Genomic DNA, 18,283 nt, shown 5'->3' on the forward strand with positions numbered 1-18,283 from the left:
AAATCGGCCATTTCGTTGCGACGAGAGTGTAGGCAAGCGCACGAGGTTTGGCACGGTTTTCGTTATCGATCCACCTGCGCCTGCACGTGCTGCCTGACGGTCTGCAACGCGGCGTCGAGCCGGTCGAGCGCGACGGAGCCCAGCGCCAGCCGCAGTGCATGCGGTACCTGCTTCGATGTCGCAAACGGCTCTGCGGTGGACACGGAGATGCCGTCTTGCTGCAGCGCCACGGCAACGCGGTCGGCGCGCACCTCGGGCGGTAGCGCAAGCCAGACAAAGTACGAGGTTGGATGCGTGACCAGCGTCAGCCCGGCCAGCGCCTTGCGGGCAATCGCTTGACGGGCCGCGGCATCACGCCGCTTCTCGGCCTCCAGGCGCTCGACCGTGCCGTCGTCCAGCCATGCGCAGGCGAGGCTCGTGACAATGGCCGGGGTGTTCCACGTCGTGGCGCGGATGGCGCGTTCCAGCTGCGGCACCCACGCTGCCGGCGCGGCAACGAAGCCGAAACGCAGGCCGGTAGCCACACTTTTGGACAGGCCGGCGATGTAGAGCGTCGATTCCGGCGCCAGCGCGGCCAGCGGCGCGGGCGGGTTGTCTTCCAGAAAGGCGTAGGCCGCGTCTTCCACGGCGAGCAGGCCGTGGCGACGCACGATGGCCGCCAGCTGGCGCCGCCAGCCGATGCCGCTCACCCAGCCGAGCGGGTTGTGCAGCGTCGGCATGACGTAGACGGCGCGCACACGGCGGCGTGCGCACAGCCGCTCCAGTGCATCCAGGTCCAACCCTTGCTCGGCGGCCGGCAGCGGCGCCAGTTCCAGATGCAGCATCTCGGCGACGACCTTGAAACCGGGATACGTCAGCGCGTCCACCGCCACCACATCGCCGGGCTTGAGCAGCGCCATCGCCGTCACGGCCAGGCCGTGCTGCGCGCCGTCGACCACAAGTACGTTGTCCGGCGCGACAGGCAAACCGCGCCGTGCCAGATGGCGCGCCACGCAGCCGCGTTCATGCGCGCGGCCGCCATGCGGTGCATAGCGCAACAGCGCCTCCAGATCGCCTCCGGCAGCCAGCTTGCGCAGTGCGCGGCTCAGCAGCCGGGCTTGGCCGGGCAGCGACGGGTAGTTGAAGTTCAGATCCACCACGCCGGCCGCTACGGCCTGCTGGTCGATACCGAGGCCGCGCGGCAGCGTGTTTTCGCGCACGAACGTGCCGCGCCCCACTTCGCCGCTCACCAGGCCCATCGCTTCGAGTTCGGCATACACGCGCGTGGCCGTGACCAGCGCAACGCCGTGGCGCTGCGCCAGTTGCCGGTGCGTGGGCAGGCGTGTGCCGGGCGGCAGATGGCCGGTGCGGATCTGCGTGGCCAGTTCGTCGACGAGCGGCTGGTAGCGGGCCTGGGTCATTTCCGGGGTGTACTAAGGACAATTTTTTGATTGTATTGCCCCGTGCGCCTAGCATCCGGTCTATTCCGACGCTGCAGCACATCAATCATGCACATCGCCATCCTGACCTTCGACGGCTTCAACGAGCTGGATTCGCTCATCGCCTTTGGCGTGCTTCACCGCATCAAGAAGCCGGACTGGCGCGTGAGCCTGTGTTGCCCGCACACCGAAGTCACGTCGATGAACGGCGTGACGATGCATGCGCAATCGATGCTGGAAGACGCCCGCACCGCAGATGCCGTGCTTGTCGGCAGTGGCATCCGCACGCGCGATGTGGTGGCCGATCCGGCGTTGATGGCGCGGCTGGCGCTCGATCCGTCACGCCAGTTGATCGGCGCGCAGTGCTCCGGCACGTTGATATTGGCCAAGCTGGGGCTGCTCGGCAGCGTGCCGGCCTGTACGGACCTGACCACCAAACCCTGGGTGCAGGAAGCCGGCGTGGAAGTGCTGAACCAGCCGTTCTACGCCAACGGCAATGTGGCGACGGCAGGCGGCTGCTTTGCTTCGCCCTACCTGGCGGCATGGGTGATTGCGCGCACGGAAGGCATTGACGCCGCCGCAGAAGCCCTGCACTACGTCGCGCCCGTCGGCGAGAAAGAAGCCTACGTAGAAAACGCCCTGCGCAACCTGCGGCCTCACCTGCCTGGCTGATCGCGGTGGCGCGAGCAGGCCGATAGACTGGTTGGCCCTTCACGCATCGCAGATACGCGATCAGGAGTCACTTCTTGAACACGCTGACGACACTGAAGACGCTGGCCCTTCCCGTTGCCGTGGTGCTGCTGGCCCACAGCGCCGGCGCGGTTGCCGCGGAGAGCCTCGCCAACGGCGTCAAGCGCCGTGCGCCGCAGGGCATTTCCACCAGGCTGTATGCCTGCGTCGACAAGGCGCCGGATAACGCCGACGCGATCGGCGCATGCCTCTCTGCAGAAAAGGCCGCGCAGGACGAGCGCCTGGACCGTACGTACAAGACACTGCTCGGCGCATTGAACGGCAAGGCGAAAGACGCCCTGGTGAGTTCTCAGCAGGCGTGGCAGGACTTCCACACCAGAACGGCGGCCTTGGAGACTGCCATTTACGGCAAAGGCAAGCTCGACGATCTGCAGCGCCTGGAGAATGAAGTCTTCCGCCTGAGCGAGCGCGCGAACGCACTCGACAAGTACCTGGCCGCGAAGGGGCAGTAAGCCTTTCAGGCGTTGGCCGTCGCCGACAACCAGTTGCGCAGGATGGCCACGCTGTAGCGTGAATCCACCTGCGCGATGAACTGCGCGAAGTCGACGCTGGCCGCGTCATCCGCGCGGTCGGAAATCGTCCGGATGGCGGCAAACGGCACGCCCCACTCGTGGCACACCTGCGCCACGGCGGCGCCTTCCATCTCGACGGCCAGGGCGTCGGGCAACGCCGTGCGCAGCACCGCGCTTTCTGCCGAGGTGCAGACAAAGCGGTCTCCGCTGACGATCAGGCCGCGATGCACCTGCGGCGCCGCAATCCCGAACGCGCGCATGACATCCGGGCCGAGCAGCGCATGCGGGTCGGCCAGTACGGCGCCGGCGCTTTCCAGCAAGCCGTTGGCGAGCGACGTGTCAGCGGGGAAACGAGCCATGCCGGTCAGCGGAATCTCCCAGCGCGGGAACAGCGGCGACGCGTCCACATCGTGTTGCAGCAGTTCCTCCGACACCACGACGTCGCCCACTGCGACGCCCGGCGCCAGCGCGCCGGCCACGCCGGCAAATACCACCGCGCGGACGTTGAACTGCGTGATCAGCACCGCGGTGGTGGACGCCGCTGCCACCTTGCCGACACGCGACAGCACCACGACCACTGCGTGGCCATCCAGCCGGCCCGTCCAGAAATCACGGCTGCCGATGTGGATGCACTGCGCATCGGACAGGCACGTCAGCAGTTCGTTGATCTCTTCATGCAGGGCGGCAACGATGCCGATCGGGCCACAGGCGTTGGGCTGGGAAGACGGTGGGTTCATGCGGGATGCGGCGCCGGCTTGGGGCGTGGATATGTCGAAAGACGCCATTGTCGCCGCAATCAGCCTTGGCCCGGCGCCGGCGCTCAGAGGCGCTGCGCCGCGCGTTGCACGGCGTCATGGCGATCCGCGCGCAAGCGGTCCAGCCGCGACGTCACCGCTTCGAGAATTTCCGGTGCCGCACGCTCCGGGCGGCCGCAATCGAACGGCGGCGCAGGGGCGTATTCGATACCGAGCTGCACGGCCTGCGCATGCTCGGCTCCGGCAATGTCCGCCATGACCGTCAGCGCCATGTCGATGCCGGCCGTCACGCCGCCGCCGGTGATGAGGTTGCCGTCACGCACCACGCGGGCTTCATCCACAGTGGCGCCAAACGCGGGCAGCAGGTTGCGCCATGCCCAGTGGCAGGCCGCGCGCTTGCCCTGCAGCAACCCCGCCGCGCCCAGCACGAGCGAGCCACTGCAGACGGACGTGACATAGCGTGCGCCGTCGGCCAGCCGCCGCACCTGGCGCACGAACTCAGCGTCTTCCATGGCTTCGATCACGCCAAAACCGCCGGGCACGCAGATCAGGTCTGCGTGCGCAATATCGGCCAGCCGCTGCACGTTCGAGATCGTGAGACCGCCGTCGGCATGGATGTCGCCACCGGCCGCGGATGCCACCACGCATTGCGCGCCGGGCAGCCGCCAGAACACTTCGTGCGGGCCGGTGAAATCGAGCTGGGTGACGCGGTTGTACAGCGCAAAGACAACGATGAACGGGGAAGTCGTCATGGTTCGGCTCTCCTGAAAGTGAAGTGATGTGATGGCGGGTTGACGCTTCACAGGATCGCGCTCTATCGTGTTGGCAGCAATGACCTGTCTCCCACTTTTTCTGCCATGGCCCATCGCATCGCTGTGCTGATCTTTCCGGACTTCCAACTGCTCGACGCTGCGGGGCCGGTGGCGGCGTTTGAAGTCGCCAGCCGGTATCGGGACGACCACTACGCGCTGCGCACGATTGCCGCGCAGGCCGGCCTTGTCCGCAGTTCTTCCGGGGCGCGCTGGGATGCTGACGCCCTGCCCCCGGCCAGCCAGGTCGACACGCTGCTCATTGCCGGCGGCGACGGCGTGGATGCGGCCATGGCCGATGCGCGCACGCGCCGCTTTGTGCAGCGCTGCGCGGCCCGCGGCGCGCGCGTCGCCAGCGTGTGTTCGGGCAGCCTGCTGCTGGCCGCAACGGGCTTGCTCAACGGCCGGCGTGCCACCACCCACTGGAGCCGCAGCGAGCAGTTCGCGCGCACGTTTCCGCAAGTGCAGCTCGAACCCGATCACATCTACGTGAACGACGGCCCGATCTGGACCAGCGCCGGCATCAGCGCCGGCATCGACCTGGCGCTCGCGCTCATCGCCGACGACCTGGGCGAGCGCCTAGCCCGCGCGGTCGCAAGGCAGTTGGTCGTGTACTACCGTCGGCCCGGCGGACAGTCGCAGTTTTCAGCGCTGAATGAGATGGATTCGGCACGCGGCCGCTTCAAACCGCTGCTGGACCACGTGCGCCGCAATCTGGGCGAGCCGCATCGCGTGGGCGATCTGGCCGAGCACGCCTGCATGAGCCCGCGCCATTTCGCGCGCGCGTTCCAGGTCGAAACCGGTCTCACTCCTGCAAAAGCCGTGGAAAAATTGCGCGTTGAAGCAGCCCGCGCCGCGCTGGAAAGCGGGGCTGTCTCCATGCAGCGGGTGGCCGCCGAATGCGGTTTTGGCGATACCGAGCGCATGCGGCGCAGTTTTCAGCGCTTGCTGGGCGTGCCTCCGTCATCGTTGCGCGCACGCTGACACCGCTAAAACCCGCGCCACTCCGCCATCTGGCCTTCTCAGGTCCGAACTTTGCGTCCGAGCCCCGCGCCGCCCGATATCGACAAGAAAGGGCGGGAGCCACGGACACAAGCAACGTAAGGAGCCAAGGAGGAGATGCAAATGGACACTCGGGAAATGCTGGCCATCGTGGGGGTCACGCTGGCCGTGATTACGGCGTATTCGCTGGCCCGCGATCTGACCGACGAGCCGCTGGGCCTGCGGGCACCGCAAACCGGCCTCGTGCACGTGCAAGCGCAGGTGAGTGCGCCGCATCAGTGACGCGCATGGGGCGCAAAGGGCAACCGGCATCCCTGATCGAATGGCCACCGCGCCTGGTAGAAGACATCGCCCGGCGCCGCGCGGTGCTCTTCTTCGGGTCGGGCATTTCGGCCAACGCCCGTTCTGCCGACGGCACACGGCATCCGCCCACCTGGGCGGAGCTGCTGTGCCTGGCCGCAGACGCCATTGCCCCCAGCGCATCAAGACTGGCGGAAGAGGTGCGCGCCTTTGTCGCGCGCGGCGATGTCCTGACCGCTGCAGAAATCGTGCGCCGCGTCCTGGGCCAGCGTCGGCTGACCGCGCTGTTGCGACGTGAACTGGTCACGCCGCGCTTTGAAGCGGCACCCATCCACGACGCGTTGATCGCGCTCGATTTCCGCATCACGCTCACCCCCAACTTCGACACGCTGTACGAAGCGCGTGCCCACTCGCACGGCACAGCGCCGGTCGTGGTGTGCGACTACAGCAACCCCACGGTGGCGGCACGCGTGCGTGAAGACTGCAACCTGATCATCAAGACGCACGGCTCGATGAGCCACCCAGCCTCGCTCATCTTTTCTCGCTGCGACTATGTCCGGGCGCGAGCGCACTACCGGGCCTTCTACGACCTGGTGGAGGCATTGCTGCGCACGCACACCTTCCTGTTTCTCGGCTGCGGCATCGACGACTCCGACATGCGCGCGCTGCTCGAAGCCTACGGCGCCGAACACCCCGGCGCCGAACGCCATTACTTCGTGACCGCCGCCGACACGTTCTCAGACATCACCGCCGCCGTGCTGGAAGACGCGCTCAACCTGCACGTGCTCCGCTATCAGGCGCAGGCATCGGACCATTCAGCGCTGCTTGCGGCTGTCCGTGCACTCGGCACGGCGGTCCAGCGCGAGCGCACGGCCATGCGCGGCCATCACCCGCGCGGCGCCAAGCGATGACCATCCGTATCGGCATCTCGGGTTGGCGCTACGAAGGATGGCGCGGCGTGTTCTATCCGGAAGATCTGGCGCAGCGCCGGGAACTGGAATATGCGTCGCGCCAGTTCGACACCATCGAGATCAACGGGTCGCACTACTCGCTGCAATCGATCACCAGCTGGCAGGCCTGGCATGACACCGCGCCCGACGGTTTCGTTTTTGCCGTCAAGGGACCACGCTACCTGACCCACATGCTGCGCTTTCGGGACGAGACCGCGGTGCCGGCGCTGGCCAATTTCTTTGCCTCCGGGGTGCTGGCGCTGCGGCGCAAGCTCGGCCCCTTCCTGTGGCAATTTCCGCCCAACTACCGGTTCGATGCCGAGCGGTTCGAGCGCTTTCTTTCGCTGTTGCCCCAGGACACGTCAGGTGCGCGTGCGTTGGCGCGGCAGCACGACGGACGCGTCAAGGCTCCGTGGTTTTCCACGCGCGATCAGCAGCCCCTGCGCCATGCGGTGGAAGTGCGCCACGACAGCTTCTGCACCCCGGAATTTGCCGCGCTCCTGCGCCGGCATCACGCTGCGCTGGTGGTCTCGCACGCCATTGCGGATTGGCCGTACTTTGAAGACGTGACAAGCGATTTCGTCTACCTGCGCCTGCACGGCGCCGATGCGCTCTACACCGGCGCCTATGCCGATGCCGCACTGGACCGCTGGGCCGACCGCATCCGCCAATGGGCCGCAGGCCGTGAGCCGCCCGATGCACAACGCGTTGGTACACCCGCCAAACAGCGGCGCGGCGGCCGCGACATCTATTGCTACTTCGATAACGATAAAAAGGTCGAAGCGCCCTCCGATGCGCGGCGCTTGCTCGAACGGTTGCAGCGTGCCGAGTGAGACGGCGGCTCAGGGCGAGCGCGCATTGCCCTCATCGCGCGGTTACGACGCAACCACCTGACCGAGCCGCACCTGCGCCACCAGACCACCGCCTTCGCGATTGCGCAACGTGAGCCCACCGCCTGCAGCCTCCGCCAACTGCTGTGCGATCGCCAGGCCCAACCCCGTGCCGCCCGTTTCGCGGCTGCGCGAATTCTCCAGCCGTACAAACGGCTGCAACACCGCCTCAAGCTTGTCTTCGGGAATACCGGGACCGCGATCGCGCACCTCGATCACCACGGCGTCGCCGTCGCGACGCACATCCATTTCCGCCGCGCCGCCAAACTTGATGGCGTTGTCGGTCAGGTTGGTCAACACGCGGCGCAAGGCATGCGGGCGCGTGACGATCGCGCCGGTGGCGTGCTGCTCCAGCGTGACGGGCTTGCCGGTGTCCTGGTAGTCGTACACCAGGCTCTCGACAAACGATCCGACGTCGATACGCGAGGGCTTTTCACCGTCGCCATGCGCGCTGCGCGCATAGGCCAGGCCCTCGCGCACGAGCGTTTCGATCTCGGCCAGATCGTTCAACAGCTTGCGCTTCTCTTCGGAGTCTTCGCCCAATTCGGCGCGCAGCTTCATGCGTGTGATGGGCGTCTGCAAGTCATGCGAAATGGCGGCCAGAATCTGCACGCGCTCTTCGACAAAGCGGGCAATGCGCTGGCGCATGGCGTTGAACGCGTGCGCCGCGCGCGCCAGTTCGGTCGGGCCGTTCTCGTCCAGCGGCGGCGTCTGCGCGTTGGGGTTGAGCGCATCGGCGGCATCGGCCAATGCCACCAGCGGCCGGATCGACAGCCGCACCGCAAACCAGCAGCACACGATCAGCAACAGCAATTGCACCACCAGCACATACGGCAGCCACTGCGCGATGGGCGTCATGCGCGGATGCACGTCAATGGTGAGCGTGCTGCCGTCGCTGAGCGTGAGGTGCGCCTGCAGTTGCTTGCCGTCGCCGGGAATCGACTCGACCGTCACGGGAAAGCGGCCGCCGCTGGCCTCGCTGATGCGCGCGGCGATGTCCTTGCCGCGCTGGGTCATCTCCGGCACGCCGGGCAAGCCCGGGCCGAGGATGTACTGATAGTTGCCGCGGTTCAGACGCGGCAGCCACTGCGGGCGCTCGTCGGCAGGCAGGCGGTCGAGGATGGCGATGGCGGTGGACACATCGGTTTCCAGCGTGCCGAGCATCACCTCGCGCGCGCTCATGTAGCGCTCGGAAAACAGCACGGCAAACGACAGCGCATACGCCACCACCAAACCCGCCAGCAGGATCACAAAGAGGCGCGAGCCCAGCGTGCGTGGCCATGCCCAGGCACGCGTGCTCATGGTTGCGGTCATTGGCGTGCCTCCTTGATCTCCACCGGCTTGGCAAAGACATAGCCCTCGCTGCGCACGGTCTTGATGTACGCCGGATCGCGCGCATCGTCGTTCAGGCGCTGGCGCAGGCGGCTGACGAGCAGATCGACGGATCGCTCGAACATCTCCGCCTCGCGGCCCTGCGTGAGGTTGAGCAGTTGATCGCGGTTGAACACGCGCATCGGGTGGTCGACAAACACGCGCAGCAGCCGGTATTCCGCGCCGCTCAGCGCAACGATGGTGCCTTCGGCATCGATCAGGTGGCGTGCGGTGGTGTCGAGCTGCCAATCACCAAAGGCCAGCATCTGGCCCGCTTCGGAAATCTGCAGGTTGGGCGGCAGCATGCGCGTGCGGCGCAGTACGGCCTTGATGCGGGCAAGCAATTCGCGCGCGGCAAACGGCTTTGCCAGGTAATCGTCGGCGCCCATTTCCAGGCCGATGATGCGATCGGTCTCGTCGTCGCGCGCGGTCAGCATCAATACGGGCGTCGCCTTGTGCTTGCCGGCGCGCAGTTCGCGGCACAGCACCAGGCCGTCGTCGCCGGGCAGCATCAGGTCAAGCACAATCAGGTCGACGGTGTTGGCCTCCAGGAACGCACGCATGTGGCGCCCGTCGGGCGAGGCGGTCACACGCAGGCCGTTCTTGGTGAGATACGTCGAAACGAGTTCGCGAATCTCGCGGTCATCATCGACGATCAGGATGTGGTCGACGTGGGCGTCCATGGGGGGTGACCTCGGCACGATGGAAGGTGGAAGGAAGGCGCCATTTTGCGCCTCTCCGAGTGACGCAGCGAGCCCGTGTTGTATCGCAGTGCATCTGGCGGATGCGTTTGTACAGTTCGATACAAAGTCACCCCTGCCGTGATACATGCCAGCTACGCGCGCGGCGTCTGATGGAGGCCATCCCGATCCCTTGCGGAGGAATGTCGACCATGAGCCTGCTGATACTCGCCTACCTGGGCGGCGCGCTGACCATCCTCAGTCCGTGCATCCTGCCCGTTCTGCCGTTCGTGCTGAGCCGTACCAATCAGCCCTTTGTACGCGGCAAGCTGCCCATGCTCGCCGGCATGGCACTCACCTTTGCCGGCTTTGCGACGCTGCTTTCGGCTGGCGGTGCGTGGGCGGTGCGGGCCAACGAGGTGGGCCGGTTTGCGGCGCTCGCACTGCTGGCGGTGTTCGGGCTGTCGTTGCTATGGCCACGGCTGGCCGATCTGATGGCGCGGCCCGCAGTGGCGCTGGGCAACCGGCTGGCCGGGCAAGCAGCGACGGGTGGTACAGCGGCCGAGCCTTCGGTGGCGGGCTCGCTGCTGCTGGGCGTCGCCACGGGGATGCTGTGGGCGCCATGCGCCGGCCCGATCCTCGGTTTGGTGCTGACCGGCGTGGCGCTCAACGGCGCCAGCGTGTCCAGCGCACTGGCGCTGGCGGCCTACGCGGCGGGTGCGGCTACGTCATTGGCGGCAGCGCTGGGGCTGGGCGGCCGCGTGTTCAGCGCCATGAAGCGCTCCATGGGGCTGGGCGAGTGGGCGCGTCGCATCATGGGCGCGAGCGTGCTGGGCGGCGTGGCGCTCATCGGCCTGGGGGCAGATACGGGCCTGCTGGCGCGCCTGTCTACCGGCGGCACCACGCAGCTTGAGCAAGCGCTGGTCAACGGGCTGGGCGTGAACCGGCCGGCGCCGCAAGGCAGCCTCAACGTGGTGTCCGAAGCCAACGCCGCGCCCGCGGCCAAACCCAGCGGCTTGCCCGTAGAGGGCCGCCTGGCTTCGTTCGACGGCGCGGTGCAGTGGCTCAACTCCCCGCCGCTCACGGGCGACCAGTTGCGCGGCAAGGTCACGCTGGTCTATTTCTGGACGTACTCCTGCATCAACTGCATCCGCACGCTGCCGTACCTGCGCGCGTGGGCCGACAAGTACAAGGACCAGGGCCTGACCGTCGTGGGCGTGCACACGCCGGAATTCGCCTTCGAGAAGTCGCCCGAGAACGTCGCCCGCGCCGTCAGCGGCTTCCGCGTCAATTTTCCGGTCGCCATCGACAGCAACTACCGCATCTGGAACGCCTTCCACAACAGCTACTGGCCCGCCGCGTACTTTGTCGATGCCCAGGGCAATATCCGGCACCACCAGTTTGGCGAGGGGGACTACGCCGCCTCCGAACGCGTCATCCAGGCCTTGCTGGCCGAGGCAGGCAACCAGCAGGTGGCGGGTGGCGTGGTCGTGCCCGACGCGCCCGGGGCGCAAGCGGCGCCGGACCTGGACAACGTCCGCTCGCCGGAAACGTACGTCGGTTACGCGCAAGCCACGCGCTTTGCATCGCCGGGCGATGCGCAGGTCGGCACATCGCACGCATACCGCGTCGGCAAGCTCGGCCTGAACGACTGGGGCTTGTCGGGCCAATGGACCATCGACGCCGAGCGGGCCACCCTCGACCGCGCTGGCGGCGGCATCGTCTACCGATTCCACGCGCGGGACCTGCACCTCGTGCTCGGGCCCGCCGCCGATGGGGGTGCCGTGCGCTTCACCGTCACGATCGACGGCAAGGCGCCCGGCGACAGCCACGGCGCCGATACCGATGCCCACGGCAACGGCGCCGTCACGCAAACGCGCCTCTACCAGCTCGTCCGGCAAGCCGGCACGGTGGGCGAACACACGTTCGAGATCCGCTTCCTCGATGCCGGGGCGCATGCCTACGCCTTCACCTTCGGCTGACGGCGCGCCGCCGTTTTGTACGCGTTTGTATCCGGCCACAACACAGATACGTACCCAGACAAAACGGCCCTGCCACGCTACTTCAGGGATACGTCGGCCTTCTTTAATACGTCTCGTGGCCCCGGCAACCAGCGAGCACCCAGCCGCTGACGCCGGGACGCAAATCCAACCTTCAAGCCTTTCCCTTTCATCAAAAAGGAGATCAACATGACCCGCATCGAAAACGTTCTGTACACCGCCAAGGTCAACGTCACCGGCGGCCGCGACGGCCAGGCGCACAGCGATGACGACCGCCTGAACCTGAAGCTCTCGCCCCCGGGCAGCAGCGGCCGCGGCACGAACCCCGAGCAACTGTTTGCCGCAGGCTGGTCGGCCTGCTTTATCGGTGCGATGGGCCGTGCGGCCAGCCAGATGAAGATCAAGCTGCCGGCGGATCTGGCCTTGAACACCGAAGTCGACCTGGGCACCACCGACGATGCGTTCTTCCTGCAGGCACGGCTGAACGTGAGCCTGCCCGGCCTGGACCGCGACGTGGCGCAAGCCGTGGTGGAAGCGGCCCACCAGCTCTGCCCGTATTCGAAGGCCACGCGCGGCAACATCCACGTCGAGCTGAACCTGGTCTGACGCACCACACGGCCCACCGCACGCTACATGCCGTACGTCGCAATCGGCCGGCGGGCTTCCGCTCTCAACCTTTTACGGAGTCCACATCATGCGCACAACGTTCCGCGCCGCCCTCGCGGCACTTGCCATCGGCGCCGTCTACTTTGTCGGGACGGGCGCGCCCGCCTTCAGCCAGACCGCCGCCACCGGCGCCGCTGCGCCAGAATTCACAGGTATCAACCAGTGGCTGAACTCGCCGCCGCTGTCCATGAAAGACCTGCGCGGCAAGGTCGTGCTGGTGGATTTCTGGACGTACTCCTGCATCAACTGCCTCAACACGCTGCCGCACGTGAAGCAGTGGTACGACAAGTACAAGGATCAAGGCCTGGTCGTGGTGGGCGTGCACACACCGGAATACGCGTTCGAAAAATCGACCGCCAACGTGCAGGAAGCGCTCAAGCGCCTGGACGTCCGCTACCCGGTCGCGCAGGACAACAGCTACGCAACGTGGTCGGCCTTCCACAACCAGTTCTGGCCCGCGCTGTACCTGATCGATGCCGACGGGCGCATCGTCTACCAGCACTTTGGCGAAGGCCGCTACGCCGAAACGGAAGCGGCCATCCAGAAGCTGCTGGCCAATCAAAAACCCCAGAAGCCCGCGTGACGGCGCCGCGCGAGGCAACCCGCCCCAACCGTGCTTACGAGCGCCAGCGGGCGGGGCGTTTTTCCAGGAAGGCGTCGATGCCCTCCCCGGCGTCTTCTTCCATCATGTTGCGGGCCATGACGTCGCCTGCGTACGCATAGGCATCGGCAAGCGGCATCTGCCGTTGCCGGTAGAACATCGCCTTGCCGTAGCGAATGGCGGTGGGGCTTTTCGAGACGATGTCCGCCACCTTGCGGGCAACGGCGTCATCCAGCTCCGCCGCCGGTACGGCCTCGTTGATCAGGCCCCAGTCGGCCGCCGTGGCCGCATCGATAAAGCGGCCCGTCACGAGCATGTCGAATGCGCGCTTGGGGAGCACGTTGCGCGACAACGCCACTGCCGGCGTCGAACAGAACAGGCCGACGTTGATGCCCGACACCGCAAACCGCGCCGCATCCGAAGCGATGGCGAGATCGCAACTGCCGACCAACTGGCAACCCGCCGCGGTCGCCACGCCATGCACGCGCGCAATGACCGGCACCGGCAGCACCTGGATCGCCTGCATCACCACGCTGCAGCGCGCAAACAGCGCCTGGTAATACGCAAGCTCCGGCGTGCCGCGCATTTCACGCAGGTCGTGCCCGGCACAGAACGCCTTGCCCTCGGCGCCCAGCACCACGCAGCGCACCGTCGCATCTTGCGCAATGTCGTCCAACACGCGCTGCAGCGCATCGAGCATGGCTTCAGACAACGCATTGAACTGCAGCGGCCGATTCAGCCGCAGGGTGACGACGCCGTCGCGGTCATCGCGCAAGACAGGCGGTTCGACGGCAGTCTGGGTGGTGGGTTGAGGTTGCATGCGCACTCCTTTGCAGGGTGGTGCCGTGGGGGCACCAGTCTATTCCCGCGCAGCGCGGGTTGCACTCGGGCGTTCCCCGTAACACCCTGCCGGGCACCAGCGGCAGCAGGCCTGAAAGTTCTACCCCCTTGGCCGCGTTGACATCGGGCAGGCCACTGACTATCACGCGTCTATGACGTCGGTTGCCCCCGGGCAACGCAATCACATCGCAGTCGCACGGCAAGTCACACCACAAGCGAACGCGTGACGCTGTCACCGCAAGGGGGCCAACGTGATGTCGGAAACGCTGGACATGCAGCGGGGCTTGTTACTGAGCCTCTCGCCAGGACGCCGAACGTACTGGATGGCGCAAGCCGTGGCCGTGCTGTCGCTCGTGGTGCTGGTGTCCGCCGTGCCGTTTGCGAAGGTGCAGCTGGCGCAACTTCCGTCGTTCGTACCGATTTACGAATCGGCTCTCATCCTCAATGACCTGATTACCGCCGCGCTGCTCTTCGGGCAGTTCGCCATCACGCGGTCGCGGGCGATGTTGGCACTCGCCAGCGGTTACCTGTTCACGGCCACCACGGCGCTGGGGCATCTGCTGTCGTTTCCGGGGCTGTTCGCCCCTGGCGGGCTGCTTGGGGCGGGGCCGCAGAGCACTGCGTGGATCTACATGTTCTGGCACGCGGGCTTTCCGCTGTTTGTCATCGCTTACGCCGTGCTCAAGGGGCGCGAAGAGCGCGAGCCCGATCGCTTTCCGGCCTACACGCTGACACGGAAAACAGCGCTGTGCACCGTGGCCGCCGTGCTGGGCGCATCCGCCGCGTGCGTGGCACTCGCAACCGTCGGCGAGCACCTGCTGCCACCCATCATGGCCGCCAACCGCTACACGCCCACCATGGCAATCGTGGCCGGCAGCACGTGGTGCATTTGCGTGGCCGCGCTGGTCGTACTGTGGCGCACCCGCCCGCACTTGACGCTCGATGTCTGGCTGATGGTGGTGCTGTGCGTGTGGATCTGCGATGTCGCGCTCAGCACCGTGTTCAACGGGGGGCGGTATGACCTCGGCTTCTATGCCGGCCGCGTGTTCGGGCTGCTGGGCGCGAGCTTTGTGCTGCTGTCGTTGTTGATCGAGAACACCGTGCTGCATTCGCGGCTGGCGGCAGCGCGGGCAGAACTCAAGCAGCTTGCGGCGGGCAACGTTGGGGATCGGCAAGGCTGACGGCTGGGTCTTTCCTTTACATGCTGCTATGCCCGCTCTAACGGAGCAGAGCCCCGCTTGGTACGAGTCGCCGGCTTCCTGCTCGTAACCTTCTTTGCACCGCCATTTCGGGACGCGCTCACCTTTGCAGCTTTCACTTTGGCGTTGGCTCCACGCTTGCCGACCTTCATATTTTCTTGGGAGACGGCCGGCTTGGCCTGCAAGTGCAACCCAAGTGCCTTCATGACCTGCAGTACCGTCGAGAACGCCGGATTCCCCCCTGCGCGCAGTGCCTTGTACAGGCTTGTACGTCCAAGGCCCGTTTCTTCTGCAATTTGAGCGATGCCCTTCGCTCGAGCGATCACGCCGATCGACTCCGCAATAAAAGCGGCATCCCCCGTTTCGAGCGCCGCTGACAAAAATTCGGCCATGGTCTCTTCACTGTCCAGGTATTCGGCAGCGTCAAACTCTCGCGTTGCGATACTCATGGTGCTCACCCTTCAACCTGTTTGGCCATTTCTCTGGCCTTATTGATGTCTTTGCTCTGGGACCCCTTGTCACCTCCACAAAGCAAGATATACACGGTGTCGCCACGTTGCGTGTAGTACACCCGGTAACCGGGGCCGTGGTCGATTCGCATTTCGCACACCCCTTCCCCGACGGATTTCCAATCACCAAAGTTTCCGCTCCTGGCGCGCTGGATGCGGGAAGCAATGCGGGCGCGAGCTAACCTGTCAGCCAAGCCCTGAAGCCAGTTGGCGAATGTCTCGGTCTCATGGATCGTATTCATTCGCAAAATTGTATCCGTCAGGATACAGACAAAAGTTGCAAATTGTCGAGTTCCTATGATTCGGGCGACGCCGCGATATTGGGGTAATCCGCCATTTCGGCCGGCGCCCACCTTTTCGACACTCCTGCCACACCACCAAAAAAAACAAGGGGCGGAGACAGGTATGGACCGGAGGCAATTCGTACGGAGTTCAGTAGCACTGGGCGGCGCAATGATGCTCACGCCCCTGGCGCGCGCGGCGGAAGCCGGCGTGTTTGCAGACAAGATCGTCTTTGGGCAGACGGTGGGGTTCGACAGCGTATGGGGTGGGCTGTACAAGAACTACACCAACGGCCTGCTGGCGGGCTTCGAGCAGGTCAATGCCCAGGGCGGCGTGGCCGGCCGCAAGCTGGTCGTCAAGCGGCTGGAAGACAACTACCTGCCTGACAAGGCGGTAGCCAACGTCAAGGCGCTGGTGCAGGAAGGCGTGTTCGGCCTTGTGTGCATGGGCGGCACCGGCAACACCATCGCCGCCTTGCCGCTGCTGGAGCAATACCGCCTGCCCATGGTGGGCGCCATGACGGGCGCGGGCGCCGCGCGCAAGCCCAGCGCGCCGCTCTTCCACACGCGCGCCAGCTACGCAGACGAAGTCGCGAAGATGGTGCAGCACGCCACGACCATCGGCCTGAAGCGCGTGGCCTTGGTCTACCAGGACAACCCCTTCGGCGCCGGCAATGCCGACGCCGCCAAGGCCGCTGCGGCCAAGTTCGGCGCGCAGATCGTCGCGCTCATCCCGCACAACGCCAAGGGAGATGACATCGACATGGTGGTCGACAAGATTGCCGCCGCCAACCCGCAGACCACGCTGCTGTTTACGTCGCCTGCATCCGTCGCCGACATGCTCACGCGCTATCAGGCCAAGCACGGCCCCGTGCCGCTGCCGCAGCCGTGGATCCTGTCCGTCACCACGCCCAAGACCGTGTTCGAGAAAGCCGGCCCGCTGGCGCACGGCGTGGCTGTCACGCAGGTCATGCCCGGGCCCAATGCTCGCACCCAGCCGCTGGTGCGCGCGTTTCGCGAAGCCAACGACAAGTTTGGCGACCACAACAACCAGACCTACGAAGCGGTGGAAGGCTTTCTCACCGCCCGCGTCATCGTGGAGGGCCTGCGCGCCTGCGGCAGCAACCCCACGCGCGACGGCTTCATCCAGGCGCTGGAAGGCTTCGGCACACGCGACTTTGGCGGCGTGCGCGTCCACTACGACCGCACCAACCACGCCGGGCTGGACTACGTAGACGTCACGATGATCGGCAGCAACGGCCACCTCGTCGGCTGAGCGGGGCGCAAAAAAGCCAACAAGGCAACAAGGCAACAAGGCAACAAGGCAGTGCGCAGCGGATAGCGACTGCAAAAAGGTTGGAGCGGCGGCGTAGAATCCGCTTGCCACGGAAGCCCCGCCCAACCATGCCCGCCCGCGCCATCGCAATACGCTGCGTCGCAATCCTCTGTGCCATCGCGCCTCTCGCAGGTTGCGTGAGCTATCAAGACCCGCGCACGCCCGAACAGCAGAAGCTTGCGCTGCAGCAGGCCGCCAATGAACTGGTCGGCCGCTACACCATCACAGACAGCCGCAACGACGATGGCCGCGGCTACACGCAAGCCATCGTCAGCAGGCAAGACGGCTCAGACCAGCTCAGCCTGCAGTTGATGGGCCCGGCCACCGGCGCCGTCACGTTGGCCGGTTCCGACTGCCGGGGCTGGTATACCGAGAACCACCGCTATACCGCCATGCAGTGCGATGCGCTGACCGGCGAGGTCAACTTCTTCGCGCTGATGCGCCAGGCCAACCCGGCGCCCGTGAACTCCGGCACCATACCGGCTTCATTTGCGACGATGACGGTTCCGGAAGGCAGCTACCGCTTCGACATTGCAGACCGCGGCGGGCGGTATCACCACTACGTGCTGACGAAGACGCCGCTGCAGCAGGTGAGCGAAGCGCCAGGTGCCCCGCGGCGATGGCCGGCACCGCCGACGCCACGCGCATCACAGTAGGCATTGCCGGCTTAGCATTCAGAACAGAACACAACGCAACAACGCACGTTTCAAAGGGGTAGGAGTTGTCGAAAAAGATCATCTCTCTGGTCTTGGCCTGCGCTTGCAGCATGAGCCAAGTGGCCTTCGGACAAATCTCGATGGAGGCGCCGCTGACGGACGCGCCGCCAACCGAAGCGCTGCAGACGGAAATCCTTCAGGCCGGCACACCGCAGGCAGACGCACCCAAGGTTGAAGCAGCGCCGCAAGCCGAAGCGCCCGCGCCCGAGCCCGCGCCAAGGGCGGAGCCCATCGTGAAGGTCGAACAAAGCTATTGGGCGGCCGAAGGCCTGAGCGCGCGGATGCGCAAGGCGCGTGCGATCACGCTGTATTTGATGGACCCCGCCCTGGCGTCGCTCAAGGCCGTGGATGAAGCGCACCTGAAAGACGCCGGCTGCGAATACCGCACCGAAGACGCCGCACTCATCGCCAACTTTGCCGATACCGTGGAAAGCGCCAGCGTGCGCAGCAGCTCGTTCTCACTGCAGTTCGAACCGCGCGAAGCCGTGTACCTGGCGCTGGGCGGCGGCAGCGAGATGAAGCTGCTGTTCGAGAAGCCCTACCCGAATCAAGCGGAAGTGCTGGGACAGATCAACGGTCAACCGGTCTCGGCCAGCAAGAGCCTGGTGGAAGGCCTCTATCGATGGGCCGCAAAGGTGGGGCGCGTTCGGCGGTGCGAGGGCTTTGTGGGCCGATACCGCTAAGCCACCCACGCCGTC

General features: G+C 66.0%; 21 protein-coding genes. 13 read left to right on the forward strand and 8 right to left on the reverse strand.

The features are described 5' to 3' along the window. Window positions 1-62: 62 nt before the first annotated feature. Window positions 63-1,400, reverse strand: coding sequence for an aminotransferase-like domain-containing protein (locus N511_RS0111845; protein WP_027679489.1), 1,338 nt, complete (start codon window positions 1,398-1,400; stop codon window positions 63-65). Between the two features lie 87 nt (window positions 1,401-1,487). Here N511_RS0111845 and N511_RS0111850 point away from each other — a divergent pair, with 87 nt between their 5' ends. Continuing rightward, on the forward strand, window positions 1,488-2,090 hold the full coding sequence (locus N511_RS0111850; RefSeq protein WP_027679490.1) for a DJ-1/PfpI family protein: 603 nt from the start codon (window positions 1,488-1,490) through the stop codon (window positions 2,088-2,090). Between the two features lie 74 nt (window positions 2,091-2,164). Then, window positions 2,165-2,620 (forward strand): lysozyme inhibitor LprI family protein, encoded by a 456-nt coding sequence (locus tag N511_RS0111855; protein ID WP_027679491.1) that lies wholly within the window; start codon window positions 2,165-2,167, stop codon window positions 2,618-2,620. Between the two features lie 5 nt (window positions 2,621-2,625). Here the strand turns inward: N511_RS0111855 and N511_RS0111860 are convergent, their stop codons facing one another. Next, the gene (locus tag N511_RS0111860) at window positions 2,626-3,417 is read right to left on the reverse strand and encodes a 5'-methylthioadenosine/adenosylhomocysteine nucleosidase (RefSeq protein WP_027679492.1); all 792 of its coding nucleotides are present in this window, start codon (window positions 3,415-3,417) and stop codon (window positions 2,626-2,628) included. A gap of 83 nt (window positions 3,418-3,500) precedes the next feature. Next, complete coding sequence (locus N511_RS0111865) at window positions 3,501-4,187, reverse strand: DJ-1/PfpI family protein (RefSeq protein ID WP_027679493.1); 687 nt, start codon at window positions 4,185-4,187, stop codon at window positions 3,501-3,503. 105 nt (window positions 4,188-4,292) lie between these two features. Between N511_RS0111865 and N511_RS0111870 the strand changes: the two genes are divergently transcribed. The 4 genes from N511_RS0111870 (at window position 4,293) to N511_RS0111885 (ending at window position 7,329) form a co-directional block, all read left to right on the forward strand. Then, window positions 4,293-5,228 carry a GlxA family transcriptional regulator gene (locus N511_RS0111870; RefSeq protein WP_027679494.1) on the forward strand — a complete coding sequence of 312 codons (936 nt, stop codon included), beginning with the start codon at window positions 4,293-4,295 and terminating at the stop codon, window positions 5,226-5,228. A gap of 141 nt (window positions 5,229-5,369) precedes the next feature. Continuing rightward, window positions 5,370-5,528, forward strand: a complete 159-nt coding sequence (locus N511_RS25385; RefSeq protein WP_186829213.1) for a hypothetical protein — start codon at window positions 5,370-5,372, stop codon at window positions 5,526-5,528. Between the two features lie 5 nt (window positions 5,529-5,533). Further along, window positions 5,534-6,457: an SIR2 family protein gene (locus N511_RS24600; protein WP_051530910.1), complete on the forward strand. Its 924-nt coding sequence runs from the start codon at window positions 5,534-5,536 to the stop codon at window positions 6,455-6,457. Further along, a complete protein-coding gene (locus tag N511_RS0111885) occupies window positions 6,454-7,329 on the forward strand; it encodes a DUF72 domain-containing protein (RefSeq protein WP_027679495.1) in 876 nt (291 codons plus the stop codon). The genes N511_RS24600 and N511_RS0111885 overlap by 4 nt, the downstream gene beginning before the upstream one ends. 42 nt (window positions 7,330-7,371) lie before the next feature. On the opposite strand, the gene N511_RS0111890 is transcribed toward N511_RS0111885, so the two are convergent. Together N511_RS0111890 and N511_RS0111895 are read right to left on the reverse strand one after the other, a co-directional pair. Then, window positions 7,372-8,688 carry a sensor histidine kinase gene (locus N511_RS0111890; protein ID WP_027679496.1) on the reverse strand — a complete coding sequence of 439 codons (1,317 nt, stop codon included), beginning with the start codon at window positions 8,686-8,688 and terminating at the stop codon, window positions 7,372-7,374. Between the two features lie 8 nt (window positions 8,689-8,696). Then, entirely contained in the window at window positions 8,697-9,440 is a 744-nt protein-coding gene (locus N511_RS0111895) for a response regulator (protein ID WP_027679497.1), read from the reverse strand. Between the two features lie 209 nt (window positions 9,441-9,649). Between N511_RS0111895 and N511_RS0111900 the strand changes: the two genes are divergently transcribed. From N511_RS0111900 to N511_RS0111910, 3 genes are all read left to right on the forward strand, one after another. After that, complete coding sequence (locus N511_RS0111900; RefSeq protein WP_027679498.1) at window positions 9,650-11,419, forward strand: cytochrome c biogenesis protein DipZ; 1,770 nt, start codon at window positions 9,650-9,652, stop codon at window positions 11,417-11,419. 207 nt (window positions 11,420-11,626) lie between these two features. Continuing rightward, complete coding sequence (locus N511_RS0111905) at window positions 11,627-12,043, forward strand: organic hydroperoxide resistance protein (protein WP_027679499.1); 417 nt, start codon at window positions 11,627-11,629, stop codon at window positions 12,041-12,043. 88 nt (window positions 12,044-12,131) lie between these two features. Further along, entirely contained in the window at window positions 12,132-12,686 is a 555-nt protein-coding gene (locus N511_RS0111910) for a thioredoxin family protein (RefSeq protein ID WP_027679500.1), read from the forward strand. Window positions 12,687-12,720: 34 nt separating this feature from the next. On the opposite strand, the gene N511_RS0111915 is transcribed toward N511_RS0111910, so the two are convergent. Then, entirely contained in the window at window positions 12,721-13,524 is an 804-nt protein-coding gene (locus N511_RS0111915; RefSeq protein ID WP_037026628.1) for an enoyl-CoA hydratase, read from the reverse strand. 274 nt (window positions 13,525-13,798) lie between these two features. Here N511_RS0111915 and N511_RS0111920 point away from each other — a divergent pair, with 274 nt between their 5' ends. Beyond that, window positions 13,799-14,725 carry an MASE4 domain-containing protein gene (locus N511_RS0111920; protein WP_027679502.1) on the forward strand — a complete coding sequence of 309 codons (927 nt, stop codon included), beginning with the start codon at window positions 13,799-13,801 and terminating at the stop codon, window positions 14,723-14,725. A gap of 26 nt (window positions 14,726-14,751) precedes the next feature. On the opposite strand, the gene N511_RS25635 is transcribed toward N511_RS0111920, so the two are convergent. Further along, the gene (locus N511_RS25635; RefSeq protein WP_081785360.1) at window positions 14,752-15,192 is read right to left on the reverse strand and encodes an addiction module antidote protein; all 441 of its coding nucleotides are present in this window, start codon (window positions 15,190-15,192) and stop codon (window positions 14,752-14,754) included. Window positions 15,193-15,197: 5 nt separating this feature from the next. Continuing rightward, a complete protein-coding gene (locus tag N511_RS0111930; protein WP_027679504.1) occupies window positions 15,198-15,494 on the reverse strand; it encodes a type II toxin-antitoxin system RelE/ParE family toxin in 297 nt (98 codons plus the stop codon). A 211-nt stretch (window positions 15,495-15,705) separates the two neighbouring features. Between N511_RS0111930 and N511_RS0111935 the strand changes: the two genes are divergently transcribed. The 3 genes from N511_RS0111935 (at window position 15,706) to N511_RS0111945 (ending at window position 18,268) form a co-directional block, all read left to right on the forward strand. Further along, on the forward strand, window positions 15,706-16,809 hold the full coding sequence (locus N511_RS0111935; protein ID WP_027679505.1) for an ABC transporter substrate-binding protein: 1,104 nt from the start codon (window positions 15,706-15,708) through the stop codon (window positions 16,807-16,809). 197 nt (window positions 16,810-17,006) lie between these two features. Then, complete coding sequence (locus tag N511_RS0111940) at window positions 17,007-17,525, forward strand: hypothetical protein (protein WP_027679506.1); 519 nt, start codon at window positions 17,007-17,009, stop codon at window positions 17,523-17,525. 110 nt (window positions 17,526-17,635) lie between these two features. Next, window positions 17,636-18,268 carry a hypothetical protein gene (locus N511_RS0111945; protein WP_231479611.1) on the forward strand — a complete coding sequence of 211 codons (633 nt, stop codon included), beginning with the start codon at window positions 17,636-17,638 and terminating at the stop codon, window positions 18,266-18,268. Window positions 18,269-18,283: the final 15 nt, after the last annotated feature.

Source organism: Ralstonia sp. UNC404CL21Col (assembly GCF_000620465.1).
GTDB lineage: Bacteria > Pseudomonadota > Gammaproteobacteria > Burkholderiales > Burkholderiaceae > Ralstonia > Ralstonia flatus.

What these genes read in the sequence shown, in the direction of transcription:
- N511_RS0111845 (WP_027679489.1), bottom strand. Translation starts at nt 1,400, where the DNA reads ATGACCCAGGCCCGCTACCAGCCGCTCGTCGACGAACTGGCCACGCAG.
- N511_RS0111850 (WP_027679490.1), top strand. Translation starts at nt 1,488, where the DNA reads ATGCACATCGCCATCCTGACCTTCGACGGCTTCAACGAGCTGGATTCG.
- N511_RS0111860 (WP_027679492.1), bottom strand. Translation starts at nt 3,417, where the DNA reads ATGAACCCACCGTCTTCCCAGCCCAACGCCTGTGGCCCGATCGGCATC.
- N511_RS0111865 (WP_027679493.1), bottom strand. Translation starts at nt 4,187, where the DNA reads ATGACGACTTCCCCGTTCATCGTTGTCTTTGCGCTGTACAACCGCGTC.
- N511_RS0111870 (WP_027679494.1), top strand. Translation starts at nt 4,293, where the DNA reads ATGGCCCATCGCATCGCTGTGCTGATCTTTCCGGACTTCCAACTGCTC.
- N511_RS25385 (WP_186829213.1), top strand. Translation starts at nt 5,370, where the DNA reads ATGGACACTCGGGAAATGCTGGCCATCGTGGGGGTCACGCTGGCCGTG.
- N511_RS24600 (WP_051530910.1), top strand. Translation starts at nt 5,534, where the DNA reads ATGGGGCGCAAAGGGCAACCGGCATCCCTGATCGAATGGCCACCGCGC.
- N511_RS0111885 (WP_027679495.1), top strand. Translation starts at nt 6,454, where the DNA reads ATGACCATCCGTATCGGCATCTCGGGTTGGCGCTACGAAGGATGGCGC.
- N511_RS0111890 (WP_027679496.1), bottom strand. Translation starts at nt 8,688, where the DNA reads ATGAGCACGCGTGCCTGGGCATGGCCACGCACGCTGGGCTCGCGCCTC.
- N511_RS0111895 (WP_027679497.1), bottom strand. Translation starts at nt 9,440, where the DNA reads ATGGACGCCCACGTCGACCACATCCTGATCGTCGATGATGACCGCGAG.
- N511_RS0111900 (WP_027679498.1), top strand. Translation starts at nt 9,650, where the DNA reads ATGAGCCTGCTGATACTCGCCTACCTGGGCGGCGCGCTGACCATCCTC.
- N511_RS0111905 (WP_027679499.1), top strand. Translation starts at nt 11,627, where the DNA reads ATGACCCGCATCGAAAACGTTCTGTACACCGCCAAGGTCAACGTCACC.
- N511_RS0111910 (WP_027679500.1), top strand. Translation starts at nt 12,132, where the DNA reads ATGCGCACAACGTTCCGCGCCGCCCTCGCGGCACTTGCCATCGGCGCC.
- N511_RS0111915 (WP_037026628.1), bottom strand. Translation starts at nt 13,524, where the DNA reads ATGCAACCTCAACCCACCACCCAGACTGCCGTCGAACCGCCTGTCTTG.
- N511_RS0111920 (WP_027679502.1), top strand. Translation starts at nt 13,799, where the DNA reads ATGTCGGAAACGCTGGACATGCAGCGGGGCTTGTTACTGAGCCTCTCG.
- N511_RS25635 (WP_081785360.1), bottom strand. Translation starts at nt 15,192, where the DNA reads ATGAGTATCGCAACGCGAGAGTTTGACGCTGCCGAATACCTGGACAGT.
- N511_RS0111930 (WP_027679504.1), bottom strand. Translation starts at nt 15,494, where the DNA reads ATGAATACGATCCATGAGACCGAGACATTCGCCAACTGGCTTCAGGGC.
- N511_RS0111935 (WP_027679505.1), top strand. Translation starts at nt 15,706, where the DNA reads ATGATGCTCACGCCCCTGGCGCGCGCGGCGGAAGCCGGCGTGTTTGCA.
- N511_RS0111945 (WP_231479611.1), top strand. Translation starts at nt 17,636, where the DNA reads ATGAGCCAAGTGGCCTTCGGACAAATCTCGATGGAGGCGCCGCTGACG.